The sequence below is a fragment of the Peptostreptococcaceae bacterium genome, assembly GCA_016649995.1.
GTDB lineage: Bacteria > Bacillota > Clostridia > Peptostreptococcales > BM714 > BM714.
Map to the genome: position 1 here is coordinate 12,393 of JAENWJ010000006.1, position 24,265 is coordinate 36,657.

Consider the following 24,265-nt stretch of genomic DNA (forward strand, 5'->3'; position numbering starts at 1 on the left):
GATGCGGAAATAAATATGTCGGGACCCCCTTTCTTTTGGTGTATACAGGCTTGTTAGTAAAATGACGATAAGTATGAATTTTCAAATTACTTCCTGCATCAACTAAATTATAGTTTTTTTAAAAAGGTTTATCAAGGATTAATTTTTAATATTGCGAAATTATGGATAATTTAAAGTGTAAATGGAAAATGGCAAAAGCAAAACTTTGTGGTATTGTGTTATAATTTACTAAATTAGAAAGAATAAAAAGAATATAAAGAGGTGAAGAAAGTGAATAAAAATTCATCATTAAGATATCTCCCGAAGGTTGACGAGCTTTTGGAGGAAAAGGAAATAAGAGAAAAGATTTTGGCAAATCCGAGAATGTTGGTTCTTGAATCCATACGGGAAGCGATTGATGGGGCAAGAAAGAAAATCCTCACGGGAGAAAATAGGGAGTTAAATCCAATAATTATAAAAGAAGAGATTCTAAGAGATGCATTAGACATATTAAAAATGAAAACTGCTTATAATTTGCGTTCCGTCATAAATGCTACGGGGGTCGTGCTTCATACGAACCTTGGAAGGGCGCTTTTAAGCGAATCCGCCGTGGAAAGGATAATTCAGGTGGCCGGAAATTATTCAACGCTTGAATACGATTTGGAAAGCGGTAAGAGGGGCCTCAGATATAGCCATATAGAAGAGATAATCTGTAAAATTACCGGAGCCGAAGCTGCTTTTGTAGTAAACAACAACGCGGCAGCTGTTTTGCTTGCCTTGAATACATTGTCAGAAGGAAAAGAAGCCATCGTTTCCCGCGGCCAGCTTGTGGAAATAGGGGGATCATTTAGAATTCCGGATGTAATGAGGCAGAGCGGAGCTATTCTGAATGAAGTAGGCACCACAAACAAGACCCATCTGAGGGATTATAAGGAAAATATAAACGAGAATACGGGAGTGCTTTTAAAGGTTCATACAAGCAACTACAGGATACTCGGGTTTACGCAGGAAGTACCCGGAGTAGAGTTGGCGGAATTGGGCAGAAAAATGGGCATTCCTCTTTTGGAGGATATAGGAAGCGGAACCCTCATTGATTTTTCCGAACATGGAATGTCGGGAGAACCCACTGTTCAGGAAGCGGTAAAATATGCCGATGTTGTTACCTTCAGCGGAGACAAGATGCTTGGTGGACCGCAGGCTGGAGTAATAGTTGGCAAGAAGAAGTATCTTGATGAAATGAAGAAAAATCCTTTTACGAGGGCGTTCAGGGTAGACAAGCTGACAATAGCTGGACTTGAGGCGACATTTAGGCATTATCTGGATCCCGATGAGGCACTCGAAAAGGTTCCTACACTTAGGTTCTTGACGGCTTCTGTGGATTGCCTAAAAGATAGGGCGGAAAGACTTGCCGAAAAGATAAAAGCCAACACTCGGGGCTTTGAAATCAGTGTTGAAAAAGGAGAATCGCAGGTTGGCGGGGGTTCAATGCCGCTGGAAAAGCTTCCGACCTATGTTGTATCAATTGGCGGAGGAAATATTTCTGCATCAAAAATTGAAATAGGTTTAAGGAAAAACAATCCGCCGGTAATTGCGAGAATAAACGAGGAAAAGGTTATTTTGGATGTAAGAACCATTTTTGACGGACAGCTTGCGGCAATAGCGGAAGCGTTTGGAAAACTGTCGGAGGAGATGAACATACAATGAAGCATGTGATAATAGGGACAGCCGGCCACATAGACCATGGAAAGACAACCCTAATAAAGGCTATGACAGGCAGGGATACCGACCGTCTGAAGGAAGAAAAGAAAAGGGGAATTACAATAGAGTTGGGATTCACTTATTTTGATTTGCCAGGAGGCAAAAGGGCTGGAATAATAGATGTTCCCGGACATGAAAAATTCATAAAGAACATGCTGGCCGGAGTACTAGGCATGGACATAGTCATTCTTGTTGTCGCTGCCGACGAGGGTATAATGCCTCAAACGAAGGAACACATGGATATTCTCAGCTTCTTGAATATACCGCAAGGCCTTATAGTACTTACAAAATGCGACATGGCCGATGCCGAATGGATTGAATTGGTGAAGGAGGATATTAAAAGTCGCGTAAAGGGGACTTTCCTTGAAAATTCGGAGATTTTAGAAGTGGATTCGGTAAGCGGAAGAGGAATAGAAGGGCTTATTGAAAAGCTTGATGAAATGAGTGAAAAAGTAGGCGAACGGGATTACGGCAAACCTGCCAGGATTCCAATAGATAGGGTTTTCAGCCTCACAGGCTATGGAACTATCGTGACCGGAACACTTATGGAAGGAACCATAAATAAAGGCGATACGCTGGATATTTATCCGAGTATGAGAAAAGCGAAAATAAGGAATATACAGGTTCATGGCGAAGATATGGAAACGGTCTTTGCGGGGCAGAGGGCGGCCCTTAATATTGCCGGTATCAAGAAAAGTGAATTGAGCAGGGGAGAGGTTATTGCGCAAACCGACTCGATGAAAAATACGATGATGGTTGACGTAGAGCTTTCGCTTGCAAATGACGAAAAAAGAAGGCTTGAGAACTGGACTAGGCTCAGGCTTTACCACGGATCGGCTGAAATAATGTGCCGATTGGTATTGCTGGACAGAGAAATACTCGAGCCGGGGGAAACATGCTATGCACAGCTTAGGCTAGAGAAGACACATGCATTTAAATACGGGGATCTTTTTGTCGTCAGGTATTATTCTCCACTTGAAACGGTGGGTGGTGGAAAAATCATAGATTCCAATCCCGAAAAACATAAAAGGTTTAATAATGAAACACTTGAATCATTGGAATTAAAGAGTGGAGGCAATAAAAACGAAATCATCGAGCAGCTTGTGAAAAAGGCACCGGAGTATGCCTTAGGTAAGAAGGAAATGCATAGAGCCACTGGGTTCCAGATGGAAGAGATAGAGGCGGCCTTAAAGGAACTCCTTGATGAGCAGAGCATATATTCTGTGAACGAGGCATACATTCATATGCAAAGTTTCGAGGGGCTAGAGGAAAAGGCTCTTAAAATTGCAAATGAATATCATATAGGAAATCCGTACAAGAGGGGCGTTCCAAGAGAGGAATTGAAAAATAAACTTTTGAGAGAGCGTGGCGGTGAGTTTTTCGAGGAATTGCTGAAAAGAATGTCGGACGGGGGATCCCTAATAGTCGAAGGGCATACAGTAAGTCTGAAGAACTTCAAAATAGAGCTGACAAACAAGGACATTAAGCTTGCAGGCGAATTGGGAAACTATTATAGCGATGCTGAATTGACCCCTGACAATTTTACACAGATAAAGGAAAGACTGGACATTGGGAAGAAGGAAATGCCCGTTTTCGAATACTTGCTTCAAGAAGGACGACTTGTAAAAGTTAGTGAAGAATTGTATTATTCCAAGGATTCATATGAAAAGATACTGAAAAAAGTGCAGGCAATACTTTCGAAGCAGGGTTTCATTAGCCTTAAAGAGTTCAAGGATGAATTCAATTTGTCGAGAAAATATTCTATAGCCCTATTGGAGCATTATGACAACGCTAAAATAACAAAGAGAGACGGAAACAAGAGAATACCTTTTTAATATTGACATACATATATTGAAAAGGTATTCCATCATCAAATTAATTATGATATAATCAAAAACCGAGGCATCAATATGGGAGCGGATGGGTGCTGGTGTGCCCTCTGGTCTTCAAAACCAGCTGTGAGGCGTTAGTAGCGTCTTGGGTGGGTTCGATTCCCACACGGTCCCGCCAACAATAAAAAGAACAGATTCCTTTCGAAAAGGAATCCGTTCTTTTTATTGTTGTTTGTCAGATTATTCTTTTTTCTTCTCCCGCGAGCAGTTTTTTTATATTGGATTTGTGCCTATAAATAACGAAAAGCGAGGCTAGAAGCGCGAATCCGAGAAAATTATCCGGCATGCCCATGAAGTAGCTTATTATGGGGGTCGATGCCGCTATTAAGATTGATGAAAGCGAAACAATCTTGAAGACCTTGATCATAATAACATAAAGCGGCAAGAGATAGAGAATCAGCATAGGGTTTAATGCGAGCAACACCCCTGCGGCGGTAGCTACGCCTTTGCCGCCTTTGAATCTTAGTGTTGCAGGGTAGCAATGGCCCAATATGGCACCTGCACCCGCGAGTATTCCGTAATCGTATCCCCAAAGCGAGCTACCAATAAGTACTGCGGCGACGCCTTTCAGAAAGTCTCCGGCAAAGGCTAGTGCCGCAGCCTTCTTGCCTAGAGAACGAAGTACATTCGTTGCTCCAAGGTTTCCGCTTCCAACATTTCTAATATCGATTTTCCCGTAATATTTTCCGACAATAAACGAAAATGGGATAGCGCCGAGGACGTATCCTATTGCAATTGCTATAGCTATATTCATATAATCACCCTTTCTAGATTATTTTACCATGACATGGCACGGTTCACAAAGTATATTATTAAAAATTGGAATCCCAAACGGATGCTTTGTGCTATAATTTTTTTATGGAGGTGGTTAGTTTGAATAAAAAGAAAAAAGTGTTTTCGAGCCGAAAATTGCCGGGAATGGCAATGACAAGGCTTAAGGAGCAATTTGATTTTACATACAATCCGCTGGACAGGAACCTAACATACGAGGAACTGCTTGAAGAGGTTAAAGGGAAGCAAGGTATAATAACGATGCTTTCAGACAGGGTGGATGGAGAGCTAATGGATGCGGCGGAGGGTGTTGAAATAATTGCAAACTACGCTGTAGGATACAACAACATGGATTTGCGCGAGGCAACAAAGAGGGGCATCTATCTTAGCAATACACCGGATGTTCTTACGGATGATACGGCTGACATGGCCTTTGCGCTGATGCTTGCAGTGGCCAGGCGCATTCCTGAGGCGGACCAATTGACAAGAAATGGATTCTATAAGGGATGGGGACCGGAATTCATGCTGGGTCAAAGCGTTTCGGGAAAAACACTCGGGCTTGTTGGAGCCGGAAGAATTGGCACGGCCGTTGCAAAGAGGGCGGCGGGGTTTGGTATGAAGATTATATATTATAGCAGGGGCAGGAAAAAAGCCATTGAAGATTTGGGCGCGGAATATGTTGGGTTCGAGAGCCTTCTTGCGGAGTCGGACATAATAAGCATTCATGTTCCTCTTGGAAAAGAAACACTCCATCTTATTGATAGGAAGGCGCTTAAATTAATGAAAAAAACATGCATATTGATAAATACTTCAAGAGGGCCGGTGGTAGATGAAGAAGCACTAGTCGAGGCGCTTGAAAAAGGAATAATTGCCGGCGCCGGTTTGGATGTGTATGAGAACGAACCGAAACTGTCGGATGGACTCTCTTTACTTACAAATGCAGTTCTTAGCCCTCATCTTGGAAGCGCGACAAGGGAGACGAGAGGCAAGATGGCCGATATCGCTGCGGAAAACATAATTTCAGTCTTAAGCGGAGGACTTCCGACAACAGCAATTAACGAGGTGTAAAAATGAACATTCAACATATAAAAGGTTTTTCGCATTATTTCAAAAGCCCAACTAATGTTGGCGCCCTGGTAGAAGGTAAAAGCGTCATACTGATCGATTCGGGAAATGATACGGATAAGGGCAAAAAACTTTACAAGGCAATGGAGTCTGACGGGCTGCACTTGAAAGGCATTTGGAATACGCATTCGCATGCCGACCATTGGGGAGGCAATCATTATTTGCAGGGAAAGACCGGATGCAGGATATGGTCGTCAAAATTAGAGGCGGCGATGATAAACAATAATATTTTAGAGCCCTTCTATTTATATGGAGCAGATCCTTTAAAGGTGCTTAAAAACAAGTTCCTAATGGCCAAGGAATGCTCGTGTGAAATCTTCGATTCGGATTCTGTCGATTTTGAAGGGAACAGAATTGAAATCGTAGATTTAAAGGGGCACAGTCCTGGCATGGTAGGTTTTAGAACGGAAGATGGAGTTTTTTTCACGGGAGATGCTCTTTTCTCGCCTGAAATAATAGATAAATACAAGCTGATGTATTCATCTGATATAACTGAGCATCTTAAAACACTTGAGGTTTTGGAAGAATCGGATGCTGAGTACTATGTGTTAAGCCATGGGGAAATTTGCGAAGCAGATGGGCTGAAAGCCTTGATAGAAAAAAACAGGAAAGCCATCAGCAGAGTTAATGAAATACTTATTGATGCCATGACCGAACCTGCATCATTGGAGGAGCTGATGCTTTTGTCAATGGAAAAGCTGGGGGTTTCCATGAACATCGGACAGCATTTTCTCAACAGGACTACAATTTCGGCACATCTAAGTCATTTATGCAATGAAGGTTATGTAGTGCCGGCGATGGACAATAACAGGCTTATTTATACAAGAAAATAAAAAGCAACCGGTTTTTGTGCCGATTGCTTAATGCTATGCGTTATCAGATTTGTTTTACCTCGAGTTTTTCAAGCTCAAGAGCGATTTTGCTGTACAAGGAATGAATAAGTTCTTCAAATATCACTTCACCGTTTATGATGCCCTGTGCATGATGAGCCTTACCGCCGCCCCTGCCATTATATTTTTCGAGCAAATCCTTAAGAACGAGATTTAGATCTAGAGGATTTTCGGAGGGTGATGAGGCCAAAAGAACGGTTGTGAAATTGGTTGCGGGACAGACAAGAATCAGTATCGCCGATGTATCTCTTTTTAGAACCTTGGATGTCAGAATGCTTGCTTCCTTTATATTGTCTGTTTCGAAAATATATGAAACAAGGCGATGGTTGTTGTGTACTCGGCTTTTGGCGAACATTTCATCTACCTGATAAGCAAGCAACTTGTCTGTTGTATTTTTATACTTGGAGACGATTTCCTTGAAATCTTCCTTCATTCCCTTGCAACGAGCCGGCAAACTATTTTCACTGCAGGATAGATCCGATTTCAGGGTTGACAAAACATGGGCTTTTTCGGCATAATCTTTTAAAGCACGGTTTCCGCAGACAAATTCAATACGGAGTCCATCATGGTGAGTGGAGCAATTGGTCATTTTAATTATTCCTACCTCTCCCGTACGTTTGGGATGTGTTCCTCCACAGGGCGAGTAGTCGAACTGATCTATTTCAACTATGCGGGGATTCGCATAGCCGGCCACATCCTTTCTCAAAGGAAAAGAGGCAAGTTCAGAGGCGTTTGACGGATAATGAGTTTTAACATTTAGACTTCCGAATACTATCTGATTGGAAAAATATTCGACACGGGCAAGGTCTTTGTGGCATAGCTGCTTGTCGATATCTATTGTAAGATTGTTTTCTGTAAGATGGAAGCCTATTGTTGCAGCCTCGAAAAGTTTTTCGAAAGAAGCTGAAAGAATATGCTGCCCGAGATGCTGCTGCATGAAATCGAAACGTCTGTTCCAGTCAATCCGGCATGAAATATTCTCGAACTGTTTTGGAATATCTTCGAGCACATGATAAATTTCGCCGTCTTTTTCAAAGACATTTTTGACGCGAAAGTCTCCTATGAAACCCAAATCACAGGGCTGTCCGCCACCTTCCGGGTAGAAAGCCGTTTGATTGAGCTTGATATGAACCTCTTTGCCGGGTTTTTGGTCGATTTTCGTTATATTGGCTTTAAATTCCTTTGTATAAGGATTTTTATGATATATTTTTATGGCTGCCATATGCATCACTCCTCAAGATAATGATAACACAAACATGGAAAGAGGTGCCACATTGAACTACGATAAATTAGCAGAAATCGAAGAAAAATTGATTGATGAAGTATACATTTACGGGATTGAAAAAGAAAATAATGAGATGACACATGCACGGGAACTGTATGAGAAAAACATAGGGAGCTTGACGGGATTTGACAAGTGGAGCATATTTAATGCAGAATCCGGACAGATGAGAATTTTAGAGATTTACATCAAAAGCCGGCAAGAAATTCCAGAAGAGAATATGGTCGTGCTAAAGGCATGGATGCGTTCGGAAATGAAGGTTTGCGAAGCAATTGAGACATCTGTCGGTGAATCCATTGCATGCAGAGATATAATAAGCGGAGAAAAATTAAACATAGAATCGGGAGGTATGTTAAAAAAAGGAGACATATTCATTGGAAGGGTATTTCTGCTTGATGTGAGCTTTTATGTAAGCAGGATTTTGTCGGTTTTCGTAGACAGCAAGCTTGCTGAAACGGTGAAAGGCAAATTTAGAGAAGCCTACGAATCATATTGCAACATAAGAGGATATGTGACATATGAAAATTATGCCAAAAATAATCAATGGATGTTTTACAAGATGATTGAAATCATCAATAAAATTGAACTGGTGCAGGAAGAAGAAATACTCCAAGTATATTCGGCTGTTTATATTGTTCCTGATAGGGAACGATTAATGGGGAAAATCAGAAAGACAGATGCATTTATCCCAGACGATGTAGATTCGGGAGTTGAATATTATCTTCTTATTGAGGGAAACAATTTGCTATGCGAAGTAGAGGTTCATGGGGACCGTATTGTGATTAATGGGAATTCGTTGGATGAACTTAAAAAATCCCAGGCGAAGGTAGAGGAAATATTTGCCGGCGACATAGTTTTTTCTGAATCACACAATAAAAAATTGGAAGACTTGATTGAATAGGGAGATTGCCATGTGGGAATATAGGATTGAACACATAAAAACGGCAGGAGCCACAAATCTAGTAATGTCAAAGAAAGATCAGGATTTGGTGAACCGTCTTGGGGGAGAGGGATGGGAACTGGTTGAGGCGGTGCCAACAGTCAATGGAAGGACCATCATATTGTTTTTCAAAAGGCCGCTTGAGATTGACAGAAAGAGTATTTGAGTGTAGTATTGTATTGATTATGGAAGGGGAATGATTAAATGGAAGTTCCGTTACTAGATAGTAGCGATGGTGCGAAACCTATTCGATTTGACAAGTTGTTGAAGAATATTAAAGAATTGATTAAAAACAACGACAAAATCAAATTGGAAGCGTATATTGAAGAGTTGGAGAACCTTTTAAGTTACGATACCATAAGCTATTATGAGAAAGAGTCTGAAAAAATACAGCAATTGATAAGGAAACATCCTTATTTCAAAAACCCATGCACATATCCTATCAGATTGCTTACAATTATGAAATACTTGAAGAAAAAAGGGATTGACACAAGAATTGAAGACATCGATTTGCTTGTGAATCGAACTGTGGAAAACATGGATGGAGTAAGCATGGCCGGTCCCGGAATGTATATTGTAAAAAAATCTTAGTATTGCGGTACTAAGATTTTTTATTTGAACGGAGAGATATTTATGGGAAAAGGAGACAGAGATACCATAAAAACATATGAAGATGTAGGCTTGAGCGCAGAAGCTTCATACATAGGGTCTATCAGAAACCGCTTGCTTGAAAAGTATGGACTCGGCAGAGAAGCTTATCGCGGCTTCATTTGTAGGCACATCGGAGAGGAATACTCCGAAAAGATGGATCAAACAATGGATCCGGTTATTGAAACATTTGCCGGAGAGGAATATGGAGACGAGTATTTGCAGGGCTTTTCTCTGCCTGAATATATGGAAGGCTCTTTGCGTGCATCTACGGCGAGTGTATACACGCCTGAGCCTGTTGCGGCCTATCTTGTTGAAAGAGGCCTTTTTTATGTTCTGGAGGAAAAATTCATAAAAAAAGGTATAGCGAGGCCCGACTGCTTAGGTTTCTATATGGCTTTGGGAATTATACTAAAAGATAATCCCGATATGGTAATCCGTACGATGGATATTTCAGCAGGGGCGGGTCTTTTTTTTCTTAAGATGCTTTCTGTGATGGATAAAGCCCTCAGAACATGTATTGATTCAGACAAGGAGATAGATGAAATTCTGCTTAAACAGGTCAATGAGGGTTTTTGCGCAAATGATCTGCATAGTGAAGGTCTCGAAATGTTTATTATAGTACTTTTAAACCGATTTCTCGGGACGTTTCGCCTAGAAGATATAAATCCGACGATTTACAAGAGGGATGCCATATCGGATTTCGATTTCGGCGATTCATATGATTTGCTTTTGGGCAATCCGCCCTACCTGGGAGAAAAAGGAAATAGAGACATTTTTAAAATGGCTAAATCGTCGGATTTCGGGAAGCGTTTCTATGAAGCCAAAATGGATTATTTTTACTATTTCATTTACAAGGCCGTTGAAATGCTAAGACCGGGCGGCGTCTTGTCCTATGTTACAACGAATTATTTCACCACTGCGGATGGGGCAAAAAAACTTAGGGCTTTCCTTAGCGAAAACATATCCTTTAGGGAAATATATATGCTTGACGGCGTAAACATTTTCAGTTCCGCAAAGGGGCAGCATAATATGCTTTTTACTCTTCAAAAGAAACCGGCTTATTCAGATAAAACCGTTTTGAAAAAAGCATCGGGAAATGTAGCTCCTCTGAAGGATGCAATGAAAAGTTTTGCTTCGCATGAAATAAGGCAGGAATCCATATATGATATTGACGGAAACATTATATTATATGAAAATTCTTTATACGGAGAAGTGTCGCGAAGCATCAGAGGCAATGCCGCATGCTCAATTGGAGATGTTTGTCAAGTGAGGCAGGGCCTTGTGTCGGGATGCGACAAGACAAGCAAGCGCAACATAATAGAAGGCGCGGAAAACATGGGTTTGCGCGAGCCCATTTATGTATTTGATTCACTAGGCGCAGTGCCAGGGCATCTAAAGAGTTCACCATTCCTCAAACCCTTTTATAAGAATTCGGATATAGGGTGCTATTCACTTAAGGAATCGGAAAAGCTTGTATTGTATGTCACAAATGATAAAATGGAAAAAGAAGGAAAAGCATCTGGCGAAGCCGTGTTGAAACATTTGAATCCTTACAGGGCGATTCTTTCAAAAAGGCGTGAAGTCATAAATGGGGCGAGGCATTGGTATGAGCTTCAATGGTATAGAGATGAAGAAATCTTCAATGGTCCCAAAATAATGGTTCCTCACAGAGCCGTTGACAATCGTTTTGTTTACACGGAAAAACCCTGCTACGGAAGTGCGGATATATATTTCATTCACAGCAAAATGGGAGCAAATCACATGAAGGCAATTTGCTGCATACTGAATTCTAGTGTGGTCTATTTCTGGCTAAAGAACAATGGAAAAAGGAAGGGCGGTCAGCTCGAATTGTATCATACGCCGCTGAAACGCATTCCCTTACCAAAGTTGACAGAAAAATCGATTGGAAGGCTTGCTATAATGCATGATTGCCGGGATAGAGATGACAGTATAGTTGACGATTTTGTGTACAGCCTTTATGGATTGAGTGTCAAGGAAAAAGAAATGATAAAAGGTTTTACTGAAGGAGAAAGACAGTAATCATGGAATATTAAATGCGAGGTGGCGTCTTGAGAAGACCCTTGGCTTTATTTTTGGTTTCATATTTTATTGGTATGATGGTTTTGTTTGACAGCCCTTTTATGTTCATTGGTGGAATCTGCCTGTGGATTGTAGCTATTTTGTTTATTTTTGAATGGTCGGAAGAAACCCTTAAACGCCTTGTGATTGTTTTTTTTGGTGTGGTGATTGGAATGGGACTGACATTCTACTCATCAGATTATATGCAAACACAAACTTTTGAAGAAGGAAACGTAGAGGTTTATGGATATGCATACGGACCTGAATACGGAAACGCAGGCAAACTTGTACTGAAAGTTAAAAAGATCAAAGGAAAAGAAGGCTATAGCACAGCCAATGCAAAGATATTGATTCTTTCGGATAAGGATATCTCAAAATATCGACATACATATATAAAGTATAGTGGAGTGCTGATTAATGAAAGCAAACCCAAAAATCCCAATGCTTTTAACTATAGCAAATACGGATTAATAAAAGGCTATGACAAGGTAAGCTTTTTTGACGGCAAGGCTGCTATTGTAGAAATTGAAGCTAAAAAATATTTTGATCCGGTAATTATAAAGGATAAAATTCTTATAAAAAGTGAAAGAATCTTAGAAAAAAATAGCCAAGCATATTTTGCATCTCTTGTTTTTGGAGATACAAGCCTTTTAGGCGAAGAAAAGACCATGCAAATAGGCATGTCGGGGCTTTCACATCTTTTTGCCGTTTCAGGATTGCACATTGCAGTTTTATTCGGGTTCTTGACTGCGCTGTCAAATCTTTTTTACAGGAAGAGCCATTGGATAAAATCCATTGTGATTCTATCAACGGTATTTCTTTTTGTTTCAATAATAGGATTTCCTGTTTCTGCAATAAGAGCCTTTGTATTTATTTCTATATATTCATTGGCGGGAATAGCTAGACGAAAATACGATTTGTTGAATGTACTGTTGTTATCTGCGGCAATAATACTTTTATGGAATCCGTATCAGCTTTTTTCAGCGGGATTCCAACTATCGTTTGGAGCCGTAGCATCAATATATTTCATTTATCCGGCTTTAAGTGAATGGATACATCCAAAAAATATTGCTGTAAAGGCTTTGATGATATCGTTATCTGTTCAAGTTGGGATAGCCCCTGTGCTTATTTATCATTTTAATTATTTGTCTATAATTTCGATAATCGCCAATGTTCCAGCTGTATTATTGTTTGGAACATGGTTGCCGATTCTCTATATTTTCGCGATTGCAAATATTCTATCGATTCCTTTACTTCCGCAGGTTCTTGCCTTTCCGGTTGAATGGGGTACGAATGCTTTGGACTGGTTGTCAAAGGCTGCATCAGGATTTTCTTGGTCATATATTGAATTGCCTTTTGTCGGTTACAAGTTTATCGGACTCTATTACTGTGTATGCACATTGTTTGTGTTACAATCTAGAAAAGATTATTTTTTGCGGGTAGATAAAATGAAAAAGACTGTGGCGGCTATATTGGTTGCAATAGCAGTTGCAACAATTCCGGCTATTGCGAATGTAGATAATCAAATAGAAATAATATTTTTTGATGTTGGGCAGGGCGATTGCGTCTTTGTAAGAACTGCCAACGGAAGGAATATTCTGATTGACAGTGGAACGGAGGATATTGATATTTCCGAAATATTAATGAGGAATGGAATTAAGAGGATAGATTTGGCGATTCTTACCCACTTTCATGAAGACCATTACGGAGGACTATTTGAGCTCGCCGAAAAGGGTCGAATAGATACACTGCTGATGAAGGAAACGCTTTATGAGAATGGAGACGTAAAGCAAGCATTGGAAACTAAAATGCGGTATGCTGAAAAAACCGTAATATATACCAAATCCGGACAGTCACTTGAAATTGACGGTCTGTCAATGCAGATTTTGAATGTGGGCAAAAATTACGAAGGATTGAGTTCCCATTCCGCAGAAAACAACGATTCAATAGTTGTTTTGTTGGATTATAGAGATTTTGAGATGCTTCTTGTTGGGGATATAGAAGAGAAGGCGGAGAAGAGCCTGTCTTTGGAAAATCCAGTCGATATTGACCTGATAAAGGCAAGTCACCATGGAAGCAAAACCTCGAACATAGATAGTTTTTTGGAAGCATACAAACCCGAAGTTGTCGTGGTGCAGGTCGGAAAAAATATTTTCGGACATCCGGCACCTTCTGTGATTGAAAGGTATGAAAGCTTTGATATGGATGTATACCGCACCGACAAAGACGGTGCAGTAATAATCAAAACGAATGGTTTGAGAGAGTTTATTGTGGAAAGCAATTTTTCAAACAGGAGTGAATCATATGGACTTGAATAAGCTAATGGAATTGCCTGCAAATATAGGGCAGAGGGTTTTCTTTGTTGATGGTGAGGAAAAATATATTGCAGATAGATTTGTTGAGTATATGAAAAAAAAGCATCTTAAAGGATGCGTCGAGGAAATGAATCTTCATAAGATTGAGCAGATTTCCGACTTGAAGGATATAGAGGAAAAGATAGTTACGCTGCCGTTCATGTGCGATGCGAGGATGGTTGTTGTTTCTGATTTTATCAAAATTGCTGCTGAAATGCTTAAGAGCAAGGAAGAACTGGATTCTTTTATTGGTAAAGTGCCTGAAACGACAGTATTGGTTTTGTTGAATGGACGCGTCGACAAAAGGAGCATCGTCTATAAATTTTTTAAAAAGAAGAAATTAATTGTCGAAGCTAAGAGACTCACCCCGGAATCATATGAGGCGTGGGTTGAGGATTTTATTATAACGCGCGGGGTTTCAATTACAAAGGTTGACAAAAAATATCTGACTCAACAATTGGGATATTTTAACAAAGAAAGACCGAAAAATATGTACGATTCCGAAAGCGAGCTCAAGAAACTGCTTGGAAGCCTAAATGGGAGGGGAACCATAGAAAGAAAGGATTTTGAAGGTTTTTTGGATACCAGAGGCGAGACTAATATTTTTAAGCTGACTGACAGTATTTCTGAAGCTCATACGGCATTGGCCCTCGAAAGCCTTGAGATATTATGTGAAATGGGAGAGCCGGAAATTAAAATTTTATTCATGATTAGCCGCCATTTTAGACAGATAATGAAGGTTAAGAGTTTGCAAAGCGGTGGCTGTTCTAAGGAAGAAACTATGAAAACCCTTGGAATAAAGAGTGATTTTGTTTTTAAAAAAAACTTAAGATACGCAAGAGGATTGGAAATGGCCGCAATCGGAAGGATAATGGAATTATGTATGGAAACGGAATTGAAATGCAAATCGCTGTCAAGCCAGAAGCGCTTGGCAATAGAAGTTTTGATTTGCCAAATAAGCGGCGTCATAATTGATGGGAAACAAAGATAGTTGCATAAATAATCAGAAAAGCCTCTTCCGAATGGAAGAGGCTTTTATTGGCTTAGCGAATTACAATGGGGAAATTGTTATTCACGAATTATTGTACATTTTTAAGCGTGTTGAGCTTTCTTTCGAGATTAGAAACTTTTCTCGAAGCATTGTTTTTATGAAAAACATTCTTGCTTGCCGCTTGATAAATAGTCTTTTCGGCAGAAATGAATTTCTCAGAAGCCAAAGTTGCATCACCCGCTACAACAGCTTCGTTAAATCTTCTGATAGCTGTTTTCACGCTTGATCTGATGCTTTTGTTTTCTGTAGATTGTCGTTTAATGACATTAATGCGTTTTTTTGCTGATTTGATATTTGCCATTTTCATTCACCCCCTTGTAATCTAACTGACAAAGGATATTTTACCATGATAAAATGCAGAATGCAAGTAAGACTTTGGCAATTCTAAAACTATACGCTCAAGTTGACCTGTGTTATAATAAATGGAGCAATTTCAAGAGTTATCTGAGGAGGAACAAGCATGACAGACGGGCATAAAGAGAGAACAAGGAATTTTTCCATTATAGCGCATATAGATCATGGGAAATCAACACTGGCGGATAGGTTGATTGAAAATACCGGGCTTATTTCTCACAGGGAAATGAAGAATCAAATTCTTGACAACATGGATCTTGAAAGAGAACGTGGAATCACAATAAAGCTGCAAAGCATACAATTGGTTTATAAACACTCGGACGGAAAAGAGTATTACTTGAACCTTATAGATACGCCCGGGCATGTCGATTTCAATTATGAGGTTTCAAGAAGTCTGGCTGCGTGCGAAGGTGCGATTCTGGTTGTAGATGCAAGCCAGGGAGTGGAAGCTCAGACTTTGGCGAATGTATACCTTGCGGTCGATCAGGATTTGGAAATAGTGCCGGTTATAAATAAAATTGATTTGCCCAGTGCCAGGGTTGAAGAAGTGATTGAGGAAATAGAAGAAATAATTGGGATCGATGCGTCAAAAGCACCCCTTATATCGGCAAAAAACGGTGTAAATATCGAGGCAGTCCTTGATGCTATAGTAGAATTGATACCATCGCCCAAGGGGGACGACGATGCTCCGCTGCAGGCATTGATTTTCGACTCATACTATGACAGCTACAAGGGCGCGGTTGCGAATATAAGAGTTTTCGAGGGGACGGTTGCCCCCAAGGATATAATAAGAATGGTATCTTCTGGAGAAACATTTGAGGTGGCCGATGTGGGTGTTTTTTCTCCGCATATGATTTCTAAAAAAGCGTTAAGTGCGGGCGATGTTGGATTTTTGACCGCAAGCATCAAAAATGTAGAAAATTGCCGAGTAGGGGACACCATCACATTGGACAGAGACCCTTGCCAATCGGCATTGCCCGGCTATAAAAAAGTCACACCCATGGTATATTGCGGCATTTATCCCGCCGAAGGTGAAAAATACGAGAACATAGGAGATGCTCTAGAAAAATTGCAGCTTAACGATGCCTCGCTTGTTTATGAGCCCGAAGTGTCTGTAGCCCTGGGCTTTGGATACAGATGCGGTTTTTTGGGGCTGCTTCATCTGGAAATAATTCAGCAGAGGCTTGAGCGTGAATTCGATCTTAACATGATAGCAACGCTTCCGAGCGTAATCTACAAGATTATCAAAACAGACGGAAGCATACTCGAAATACAGAATCCCACAAACATGCCAAAGGAAAGTGAAATAGACTACATGGAGGAACCAATTGTTGAAGCAAGCATAATTCTTCCAAACCAATATGTGGGAAACATAATGGAACTATGCCAGGACAGAAGAGGCACTCTGATAAATATGGAATACATTGACGAGAATAGAGTAATTCTTCACTACGAACTTCCGCTAAATGAGGTTATTTACGATTTCTTTGATGTGCTTAAATCCAAGACACGTGGCTACGGTTCTTTGGATTACAACATAAAGGAGTATAGAAAATCTAAGCTGGTGCGCATGGATATCCTGATAAACAGGGAAGTAGTTGATGCATTTTCAATGATAGCCCATGAAAGCAAGGCTGAACAAAGAGGAAGGTCAATATGCGAAAAGCTAAAGGATGTAATCCCAAGGCATATGTTTGTTATTCCGATTCAAGCGGCAATCGGAAGCAAAGTGATTGCGCGTGAAACCATTAAAGCCATGAGGAAGGATGTATTGGCAAAATGTTATGGAGGAGATATTTCCAGAAAGAAAAAACTGCTTGAGAAACAAAAGGAAGGCAAGAAAAAAATGAGGATGCTTGGGAATGTTGAAGTTCCCCAGGATGCTTTCATGGCTGTTTTGAAACTCGATGAAAAGAAATAAAACATGACTGATGTGAATATCTTATTTCCATATGCGAACAGAATGCTGTCGCACTCGCATTTATGCGTGGCGCGGCAGTTTTTCAAGGCATTGAAAAGAAGGTATTCACACCGGTCTTTTTAATGTTTCGATTCACTGAGGCTAAAAGCGCGAGGAAGGGAGGGCTTTTAATGAAAAAGTTGTCGATATATATACATATACCGTTTTGCGTTAAGAAATGTGCATATTGCGATTTCATTTCTTTCAGATACAATGGGGATGCCGCAAAGGCGTATAAGACTGCCCTTTTCAGCGAAATTGACCATTATTCTGACCTGTTCAGGGATTACGAAATCAAAAGTATATTCGTTGGGGGTGGCACTCCGAGCCTTATGAGCGAAGATTTCCACGAAAAACTTCTTGGAAAAATCTCGGGAATGGCATTGATTGGCAAGAATGCTGAAATAACAATGGAAGCCAATCCTGATTCTATATTGGAAAGGGACACGGAAAGACTCCGAAGCGCCGGGTACAATCGCCTTAGCATAGGGATGCAAAGCTTTGACGATGCTTTGTTAAAAAAAGTAGGAAGAATTCATGACAGCAGGCAAAGTCGCCTGGCATTCGAGCATGCAAGAAGGGGCGGTTTTAATAATATAAGCATAGACCTCATGTACGGATTGCCGGGACAGAAAATGAATGCGTGGGAAAGAGATATTGTAATCGCAGCAGACGAATTGTCTCCCGAACACATATCCGCCTACAGCTTGATTGTCAATAGAAATACGCCTATGCAGGGTCTTCTGGAAAAAAGCCCCGAACTTTTCCCTGAAGACGGTGAAGAAAGGGACATGCACCATTTGTGTACCGACATGCTGCGGGATAGAGGGTACCATCAATACGAGATTTCAAATTATTCAAAAGCAGGCTTTGAGTCATTGCATAACAAGATATATTGGGAGCGTGGAGAATATCTGGGCCTCGGGGTTGCTGCCCATTCGTTTATCGGTTCAAGACGCTTTAGTAACACAAACGAAATGGATGATTATATTGAAAAAACTAAAAATGGAGGGAGCGGCGTCGCTCTGAGTGAGATACTGACTGAAAGAGATGCATTGTTCGAGGAAATATTTTTAGGATTGAGGATGACCAAGGGAATAGACATGGGGATTTTGGGGAAAAAATATGAAATGGATTTTTGGGAAATGTTCAGAGAAACGATAAATAGCCTTAAGGATAATGGTATTGTGACGGTTGAAAATGAGCGGCTCTTGTTGACACGTAGAGGTGTGGATATTTCTAACGGAGTATTTTTAGAATTTTTGAAGGTTATCGATCAAAAATATTGACAAATGGTTTTTTAAGTGTTAGTTTATAATCATGGTATTAGCACTCAACGAGATAGAGTGCTAATAACGGGGGGTGGCCTCATGCAATTAACAGAACGGCAATTGAGAATATTTCAGGCTATTGTTGATGATTTTATTGAAACGGCTCAGCCGGTTGGTTCTAGAACGCTTTCAAGAAAATTTGATTTGGGTGTGAGTTCAGCCACAATCCGAAATGAAATGTCGGATTTGGAGGAATTGGGATTCATAGAACAATTGCATACATCTTCGGGAAGAATTCCTTCAGACAAAGGCTATAGGCTTTATGTCGACAGTCTTATGCGATTGTACAAGATGGCCAACATAAACAAAAAATCGATAAGGGATCAACTCATAAGCAGAATGCTTGAATCGGAGGAAATAATCAGACAGGCCTCTAAAATTCTTTCTCAGATGTCCGATTTGACAGCTTTCATTATGACGCCCGATTTTAAAGCCAGCCGTTTGAAAAATCTTAAGCTTGTAAGGCTAGGCGACAAACGTGCTCTTCTTGTTTTAGTATCGGAATCAGGAATAGTAAAGGATTTGATAGTTGGAATAAACAATTTGAGCCAAGATGAATTGGATAAGATTTCAAATATGCTCAAATACCGTTTGAAGGGCAAAGATGTTAATAGATTGAACAAAGGAGAAATCCTTAGAGTTGAAAATAGTTTTGAAAACTATTTGGGTTTTGTCGACAATTTGATTGACTCCATAGGGACTCATATGAACCGTGATACAGCAAATAGGATTCACATGAGCGGCATATCGAATGTACTTCATACTCCGGAATTCAGTGATGTCGAAAAAGCTAAATGTATTTTGGATGCACTAGACAAGAAAGATAAGCTGTTAATAGTGCTAAGGGAAGACCTTGAAAAGGATATATCCGTTCGCATAGGCAAGGAAAACCAATGGGATGAAATCAAAGAATGTAGTCTGGTGACTGCGACATACAAGCTGAACGGAAGGGTAATAGGAAAAATTGGAGTCATAGGACCTACTCGAATAAATTATCCGAAAATTATTTCTCTTGTAGAGTATATGACGGATACATTGACCGAAGTTTTTTCCGGACAGAATCAAATAAATGAAGAGGTGAATGGGGATGAAGGATAAGGAAATAAAAGAGGCTTTGGATGAAATAGAAAAGGAAGCCGAGGAGATTGAAATCCAAAATGATGAATCTCCGCAGCTACAAGGGGATGGAAATGAGCCCGAAGAAGAGCTCGAAGATGCATATGGAAATTTGGAAAAAGAATTCAATGAACTGAATGAGCGGTTCTTGAGAGTCTCATCGGATTTCAGAAATTTTAAAAAAAGAGCTGAAAAAGAAAAGAAAGACATCTACAGTTATGCAAACGAAAAAATCATTTGCGATATTTTACCTGTGATGGATAATTTCGAAAGGGCGATTTTGTCTGTAGAATCGGAAAACGCTTCTTCGGAAAAAATGCTTAGGGGAATCGAGATGGTCTTTAAGCAATTGAACGATGTACTAAATCTAAATGGAATCGAAAAAATCGATGCCGTTGGAAAACCGTTCGATCCCAATTTCCATCATGCTGTAATGGTTGAGGAAACAGAGGACTTTGATACGGAAACAGTTATTGAAGTTTTTCAGACTGGATACAGCTTGAATAAGAAAGTAATAAGACCCAGTATGGTAAAAGTGTCTAAATAGTCAATTTATATATAATTATTAGTAATTTAAGGAGGAAGAAAAATGGGAAAAGTAATAGGAATTGATTTAGGAACAACAAACTCTTGTGTTGCGGTATTGGAGGGTGGAGAACCTATCATAATACCTAATGCAGAAGGTAATAGGACAACGCCGTCTATCGTAGCTTTTGCGAAAAACGGGGAACGCCTAGTGGGAGAAACGGCAAAGAGACAGGCTATCACAAATCCCGACAGGACAGTTGCTTCGATAAAGAGGGAAATGGGAACTGACCATAATGTTACTATTGACGGAAAAGACTATACACCGCAGGATATTTCAGCTTTTATACTGATGAAGCTTAAAGCGGATGCGGAGTCGTATCTTGGTGAAAAAGTGACGGATGCGGTCATTACGGTGCCGGCATACTTCACAGACAGCCAAAGGCAGGCAACGAAGGATGCAGGAAGAATAGCGGGACTAAAGGTTGAAAGGATAATCAACGAGCCTACTGCGGCTTCGCTTGCATATGGACTAGATAAACCCGACCACGACCAAAAGATTTTGGTATACGATCTCGGCGGCGGTACCTTCGATGTTTCAATACTTGAAATAGGCGAAGGCGTTTTCGAAGTGCTTGCCACAAAGGGAGACAACCATCTTGGAGGAGACGATTTCGACAGTGTGTTGATGGATTTCATGGCTGACAGTTTCAAGAAGGAATTTGGAGTCGACCTGAAAAAAGATAAAATGGCCCTTCAAAGATTAAAGGAAGCTGCAGAGAAGGCCAAAAAGGAATTGTCGACGGTACAGACTACAAATATCAACCTTCCATTCATCACTGCAACAGCCGATGGACCTTTGCACATGAACATGGATGTTACAAGAGCCAAATTCGACCAATTGACATCTCATTTGGTTAAAAGGACTATAGGACCAATGCAGGATGCAATAAAGGATTCGGGAATATCTTCTGGCGAAATTGACAAGGTTATTCTTGTCGGAGGATCTACAAGGATTCCTGCGGTTCAAGAAGCTGTCAAGAAAATCACTAATAGCATTCCGGACAAAGGCATAAATCCGGATGAGTGCGTTGCAGTAGGTGCCGCAATACAGGCGGGCGTTATAACAGGAGAGGTTGAAGACCTGGTTTTGCTTGACGTAACACCTCTTTCACTTGGCATCGAGACCCTTGGTGGCGTTGCGACTAAGCTGATCGATAGGAATACTACAATACCGACAAAGAAGAGCCAGATATTCTCAACTGCTGCTGATAGCCAGACGGCTGTTGACATTCATGTCCTTCAAGGAGAGCGCGAGATGGCTTCGGGAAACATTACACTTGGAAGGTTTCAACTGACAGGTCTTCCGCCGGCACGTCGCGGCATTCCGCAAATAGAGGTTGCTTTTGATATTGATAGAAACGGTATCGTACATGTATCAGCCAAGGATTTGGGGACAGGCAAAGAGCAGAAGATTACAATTACAGCTTCTACAAACCTCTCGGAAGATGAAATCAAGAACAAGGTTAAGGAAGCTGAAGCATTTGCAGAGGAAGATAAAAAGAAAAAAGATGAAATTGAAACAAGAAACAAGGCTGATTCCTTGATGTATGAATCGGAAACGGCGCTTAAGGAAGTTGGAGACAAGGTGTCTCCAGAGGAAAAGAAAACCGTTGAAGAGAAGCTTGAGGAACTCAAAAAAGCTCTTGAGAGCGATGACATGGAGGCTATCAAGACAGCCACCGAGGAAATGACAAATGCTTTCCACGCGCTTTCACAAAAGATGTATGAAGCGGCAGCGGCTAAGCAGCAATCTGAAGCGCAAACAGGCGAATCCGACGATTCAAAGTCTGATGACGACGACGATGTAGTCGATGCGGACTATGAAGTTGTAGATGAAGACTAGTTGTCAAGCTTAATGCACGTGTAGAGGCACCCTGTAGGGTGTCTTTATGCGTATAAGGATTCATGGCGTTGAACCAAAGCCTAGAATGCTTTATAATGAATGAGTACGGTATTATAGATAAGATGGGATGGTGGCAGTTTTGAGTAAACGAGATTACTATGAAATTTTAGATATAGACAAAAGCGCTGACGAGAAAGACGTCAAAAAGGCATATAGAAAAATGGCAATGAAGTATCACCCTGACAGAAATCAGGGTGATTCCGAAGCGGAAGAAAAATTCAAAGAAATCAATGAAGCATACGAAGTACTTAGCAATTCACAAAAAAGAAGTCGCTATGACCAGTTTGGGCATGAGGGTGTAAATGGAAACGGACAGGGATTCGGAGGTTATTCCGGTGCAGGCGGCGGATTCGAGGATGTTTTTGGAGATATTTTCGATATGTTCGGGGGTGGCGGATCAAGAAGAAAAAGCCGAGTTGCAAAGGGACAGGATATACAGACTGAAGTTATACTTGAATTCAAGGATGCAGCATTCGGAATCGAAAAGGAAATCGAAGTCATACGCAACGAGACCTGCAGTACATGTAACGGATCAGGAGCGAAACCGGGAACTAAAACCAATACCTGCAGCAATTGCGGTGGGACAGGAGAGGTAAGATATACGCAAAGAACTCCATTCGGCCAGTTTGTAAACGCAAAAACTTGCCCTGCTTGCGGTGGAGAAGGAAAGACCTTTGAAGAAGCCTGTCATGACTGTGGTGGAAGCGGTTTGAAGAGGGAAAAAAGGAACATTAAGATAAAAATACCTGCCGGAGTGGACAATGGATCGGTTATGACACTTAGAGGCGAAGGTGAGCCTGGAATAAAAGGCGGACCCAAGGGCGATGTATATGTAGTGATAAGGGTAAGGGAGCATGAAATCTTCAAAAGAGATGGTTTTGATATTCTTAGCGAGGCAAACATAAATATTGCCCAGGCGGCTCTTGGAGATGAAATAATTGTGCAGACTCTTGACGGCAAGGTTAAATATGAAGTTGAGGATGGAACTCAGTCGGGCACTGTATTCAGGCTTAAGGGCAAAGGTGTTCCGGTGCTGAACGGTTACGGAAGAGGAGATCACTATGTTAAGGTAGTTATTGAAACGCCTAAGGATCTGGACGAACATCAGAAGGAACTTCTTATAGAATTTTCAAAAACCTTGGGAGAGGATATATCAGAAAAAAAGAAAGGGATTTTCACCAAGGTCAAAGATGCTTTTAATTGATAATTTGCGACAAGACTCAAGATGCCGAATTATCGGCATCTTGGTTTTTTGAAAGGGGTTGTTCCTATGGATTGGTATGAGATTGTGTTGAAAATTGACAGTGAAATTGCGGAGGCGGCAATAGGCATTCTGGCGGAAAAAGGGATCGAAAAACTACTTATTGAGGACGAATCTATACTAGATGATTTAAATAGAGACAAAAGCCATTGGGATTACGCTGCCGACTCACTCATATCGGTTGAAAAGGGCAAAACTGTTTTAAAGGGATATATTGATCAGAACAATGATATTCAATCATTGATTGGAGATTTGAGAAAGTGCCTTGATGAAATTATAGTGCGCTGCGGACAAGGGGAATTCGAATTAAGCGTAGAAGTCCTGAAAAACCAGGATTGGAATATCGAATGGAAAAAATATTTTAAGCCTATAAAAATAGGAAAAGGAATAATCATAAAACCGTCATGGGAGTCCATCGATGAAGAATCACCAATTTGTTCTGCAGGCAGTGTTGTAATAGAATTGGATCCTGGCTTGGCTTTCGGAACCGGAACCCACGAGACGACTCGCATGTGTTTGGAATTTCTCGAAAAACACATAAGGAAGGGAATGACGGTATACGATATTGGGTGTGGGAGCGGTATTTTGGCGTTGACGGCTGCCAAGCTTGGAGCCTCGATGGCATTGGGCATAGACATGGATGGCGAGGCAGTAAAAGCGGCAAAAGAAAATGTTAAAAATAATAACGAAGATAAAGTCTGTAAAATTATCCAGGGAGATTTGTTGCGGGATTTAAGCGAGCCTGCTGATTTACTTTTGGCAAATATAATTTTTGATGTAATTATTAAGCTTATTGAAACGGCTGTACCCTTCGTGAAAAAAGGCGGGCTTTTTATAGCATCGGGAATATTGGAAGAAAAGACGGATGGAATTCTGGAGATTGTCGAGAAGTCGGATGACTTTGATTTGCTTGAAAAGAAGACTGAAAACGGGTGGACGGCGATGGTTTTAAAAAGGAGAGATTGATTTGCATAGAATAT

20 protein-coding genes and 1 tRNA gene are annotated in these 24,265 nt (G+C 40.7%); 18 read left to right on the forward strand and 3 right to left on the reverse strand.

Annotation, left to right across the window (positions count from 1 at the left end; translation table 11 throughout):
- Nucleotides 1-270 precede the first annotated feature (270 nt).
- The 3 genes from JJE29_02280 (at nt 271) to JJE29_02290 (ending at nt 3,747) form a co-directional block, all read left to right on the forward strand.
- Nucleotides 271-1,683 carry an L-seryl-tRNA(Sec) selenium transferase gene (locus tag JJE29_02280; GenBank protein MBK5251458.1) on the forward strand — a complete coding sequence of 471 codons (1,413 nt, stop codon included), beginning with the start codon at nt 271-273 and terminating at the stop codon, nt 1,681-1,683.
- A complete protein-coding gene (gene selB / locus JJE29_02285) occupies nt 1,680-3,572 on the forward strand; it encodes a selenocysteine-specific translation elongation factor (protein ID MBK5251459.1) in 1,893 nt (630 codons plus the stop codon). The genes JJE29_02280 and selB overlap by 4 nt, the downstream gene beginning before the upstream one ends.
- Before the next feature lie 77 nt (nt 3,573-3,649).
- Nucleotides 3,650-3,747, forward strand: a tRNA-Sec gene (locus tag JJE29_02290).
- A gap of 57 nt (nt 3,748-3,804) precedes the next feature.
- Here the strand turns inward: JJE29_02290 and plsY are convergent.
- A complete protein-coding gene (gene plsY, locus JJE29_02295; GenBank protein MBK5251460.1) occupies nt 3,805-4,383 on the reverse strand; it encodes a glycerol-3-phosphate 1-O-acyltransferase PlsY in 579 nt (192 codons plus the stop codon).
- A gap of 104 nt (nt 4,384-4,487) precedes the next feature.
- Here plsY and JJE29_02300 point away from each other — a divergent pair, with 104 nt between their 5' ends.
- Together JJE29_02300 and JJE29_02305 are read left to right on the forward strand one after the other, a co-directional pair.
- A complete protein-coding gene (locus tag JJE29_02300) occupies nt 4,488-5,468 on the forward strand; it encodes a D-glycerate dehydrogenase (GenBank protein ID MBK5251461.1) in 981 nt (326 codons plus the stop codon).
- 2 nt (nt 5,469-5,470) lie between these two features.
- A complete protein-coding gene (locus tag JJE29_02305) occupies nt 5,471-6,358 on the forward strand; it encodes an MBL fold metallo-hydrolase (protein MBK5251462.1) in 888 nt (295 codons plus the stop codon).
- A 43-nt stretch (nt 6,359-6,401) separates the two neighbouring features.
- On the opposite strand, the gene JJE29_02310 is transcribed toward JJE29_02305, so the two are convergent.
- Entirely contained in the window at nt 6,402-7,637 is a 1,236-nt protein-coding gene (locus JJE29_02310) for a hypothetical protein (GenBank protein ID MBK5251463.1), read from the reverse strand.
- A 52-nt stretch (nt 7,638-7,689) separates the two neighbouring features.
- On the opposite strand from JJE29_02310, the gene JJE29_02315 reads away from it, so the two are divergent.
- From JJE29_02315 to holA, 6 genes are read left to right on the forward strand one after another with little or no spacing between them, the layout of a single operon-like run.
- Nucleotides 7,690-8,598: a hypothetical protein gene (locus tag JJE29_02315; protein ID MBK5251464.1), complete on the forward strand. Its 909-nt coding sequence runs from the start codon at nt 7,690-7,692 to the stop codon at nt 8,596-8,598.
- A complete protein-coding gene (locus JJE29_02320) occupies nt 8,591-8,803 on the forward strand; it encodes a DUF4177 domain-containing protein (GenBank protein MBK5251465.1) in 213 nt (70 codons plus the stop codon). The genes JJE29_02315 and JJE29_02320 overlap by 8 nt, the downstream gene beginning before the upstream one ends.
- 38 nt (nt 8,804-8,841) lie before the next feature.
- Nucleotides 8,842-9,228 carry a hypothetical protein gene (locus JJE29_02325; protein MBK5251466.1) on the forward strand — a complete coding sequence of 129 codons (387 nt, stop codon included), beginning with the start codon at nt 8,842-8,844 and terminating at the stop codon, nt 9,226-9,228.
- A 42-nt stretch (nt 9,229-9,270) separates the two neighbouring features.
- Complete coding sequence (locus JJE29_02330; GenBank protein ID MBK5251467.1) at nt 9,271-11,328, forward strand: Eco57I restriction-modification methylase domain-containing protein; 2,058 nt, start codon at nt 9,271-9,273, stop codon at nt 11,326-11,328.
- Between the two features lie 29 nt (nt 11,329-11,357).
- The gene (locus JJE29_02335) at nt 11,358-13,685 is read left to right on the forward strand and encodes a DNA internalization-related competence protein ComEC/Rec2 (protein MBK5251468.1); all 2,328 of its coding nucleotides are present in this window, start codon (nt 11,358-11,360) and stop codon (nt 13,683-13,685) included.
- Entirely contained in the window at nt 13,672-14,712 is a 1,041-nt protein-coding gene (holA, locus tag JJE29_02340; GenBank protein ID MBK5251469.1) for a DNA polymerase III subunit delta, read from the forward strand. Before JJE29_02335 ends, holA begins: the two co-directional genes overlap by 14 nt.
- Nucleotides 14,713-14,800: 88 nt before the next feature.
- Here holA and rpsT read toward each other — a convergent pair whose 3' ends face one another.
- On the reverse strand, nt 14,801-15,073 hold the full coding sequence (rpsT, locus tag JJE29_02345; GenBank protein ID MBK5251470.1) for a 30S ribosomal protein S20: 273 nt from the start codon (nt 15,071-15,073) through the stop codon (nt 14,801-14,803).
- A 159-nt stretch (nt 15,074-15,232) separates the two neighbouring features.
- On the opposite strand from rpsT, the gene lepA reads away from it, so the two are divergent.
- The 7 genes from lepA to prmA all read left to right on the forward strand — a co-directional run bounded on the left by lepA (nt 15,233) and on the right by prmA (nt 24,251).
- The gene (gene lepA / locus JJE29_02350) at nt 15,233-17,047 is read left to right on the forward strand and encodes an elongation factor 4 (protein MBK5251471.1); all 1,815 of its coding nucleotides are present in this window, start codon (nt 15,233-15,235) and stop codon (nt 17,045-17,047) included.
- Nucleotides 17,048-17,217: 170 nt separating this feature from the next.
- A complete protein-coding gene (hemW, locus tag JJE29_02355) occupies nt 17,218-18,375 on the forward strand; it encodes a radical SAM family heme chaperone HemW (GenBank protein MBK5251472.1) in 1,158 nt (385 codons plus the stop codon).
- Between the two features lie 81 nt (nt 18,376-18,456).
- Nucleotides 18,457-19,515 carry a heat-inducible transcription repressor HrcA gene (gene hrcA / locus JJE29_02360; protein MBK5251473.1) on the forward strand — a complete coding sequence of 353 codons (1,059 nt, stop codon included), beginning with the start codon at nt 18,457-18,459 and terminating at the stop codon, nt 19,513-19,515.
- A complete protein-coding gene (gene grpE, locus JJE29_02365) occupies nt 19,505-20,080 on the forward strand; it encodes a nucleotide exchange factor GrpE (GenBank protein MBK5251474.1) in 576 nt (191 codons plus the stop codon). The genes hrcA and grpE overlap by 11 nt, the downstream gene beginning before the upstream one ends.
- Nucleotides 20,081-20,122: 42 nt before the next feature.
- The gene (gene dnaK, locus JJE29_02370) at nt 20,123-21,964 is read left to right on the forward strand and encodes a molecular chaperone DnaK (GenBank protein ID MBK5251475.1); all 1,842 of its coding nucleotides are present in this window, start codon (nt 20,123-20,125) and stop codon (nt 21,962-21,964) included.
- Between the two features lie 139 nt (nt 21,965-22,103).
- Nucleotides 22,104-23,228, forward strand: coding sequence for a molecular chaperone DnaJ (dnaJ, locus tag JJE29_02375; protein ID MBK5251476.1), 1,125 nt, complete (start codon nt 22,104-22,106; stop codon nt 23,226-23,228).
- A 66-nt stretch (nt 23,229-23,294) separates the two neighbouring features.
- Nucleotides 23,295-24,251: a 50S ribosomal protein L11 methyltransferase gene (gene prmA, locus JJE29_02380; protein ID MBK5251477.1), complete on the forward strand. Its 957-nt coding sequence runs from the start codon at nt 23,295-23,297 to the stop codon at nt 24,249-24,251.
- The last annotated feature ends 14 nt before the right edge of the window (nt 24,252-24,265 follow it).

Bases quoted from the DNA above. Each gene is read 5' to 3' on its own strand.
- JJE29_02330 (MBK5251467.1), top strand. From the start codon at position 9,271: ATGGGAAAAGGAGACAGAGATACCATAAAAACATATGAAGATGTAGGC.
- JJE29_02310 (MBK5251463.1), bottom strand. From the start codon at position 7,637: ATGGCAGCCATAAAAATATATCATAAAAATCCTTATACAAAGGAATTT.
- dnaK (MBK5251475.1), top strand. From the start codon at position 20,123: ATGGGAAAAGTAATAGGAATTGATTTAGGAACAACAAACTCTTGTGTT.
- selB (MBK5251459.1), top strand. From the start codon at position 1,680: ATGAAGCATGTGATAATAGGGACAGCCGGCCACATAGACCATGGAAAG.
- plsY (MBK5251460.1), bottom strand. From the start codon at position 4,383: ATGAATATAGCTATAGCAATTGCAATAGGATACGTCCTCGGCGCTATC.
- JJE29_02305 (MBK5251462.1), top strand. From the start codon at position 5,471: ATGAACATTCAACATATAAAAGGTTTTTCGCATTATTTCAAAAGCCCA.
- rpsT (MBK5251470.1), bottom strand. From the start codon at position 15,073: ATGGCAAATATCAAATCAGCAAAAAAACGCATTAATGTCATTAAACGA.
- hemW (MBK5251472.1), top strand. From the start codon at position 17,218: ATGAAAAAGTTGTCGATATATATACATATACCGTTTTGCGTTAAGAAA.
- grpE (MBK5251474.1), top strand. From the start codon at position 19,505: ATGAAGGATAAGGAAATAAAAGAGGCTTTGGATGAAATAGAAAAGGAA.
- prmA (MBK5251477.1), top strand. From the start codon at position 23,295: ATGGATTGGTATGAGATTGTGTTGAAAATTGACAGTGAAATTGCGGAG.
- JJE29_02325 (MBK5251466.1), top strand. From the start codon at position 8,842: ATGGAAGTTCCGTTACTAGATAGTAGCGATGGTGCGAAACCTATTCGA.
- hrcA (MBK5251473.1), top strand. From the start codon at position 18,457: ATGCAATTAACAGAACGGCAATTGAGAATATTTCAGGCTATTGTTGAT.
- lepA (MBK5251471.1), top strand. From the start codon at position 15,233: ATGACAGACGGGCATAAAGAGAGAACAAGGAATTTTTCCATTATAGCG.
- JJE29_02300 (MBK5251461.1), top strand. From the start codon at position 4,488: ATGGAGGTGGTTAGTTTGAATAAAAAGAAAAAAGTGTTTTCGAGCCGA.
- holA (MBK5251469.1), top strand. From the start codon at position 13,672: ATGGACTTGAATAAGCTAATGGAATTGCCTGCAAATATAGGGCAGAGG.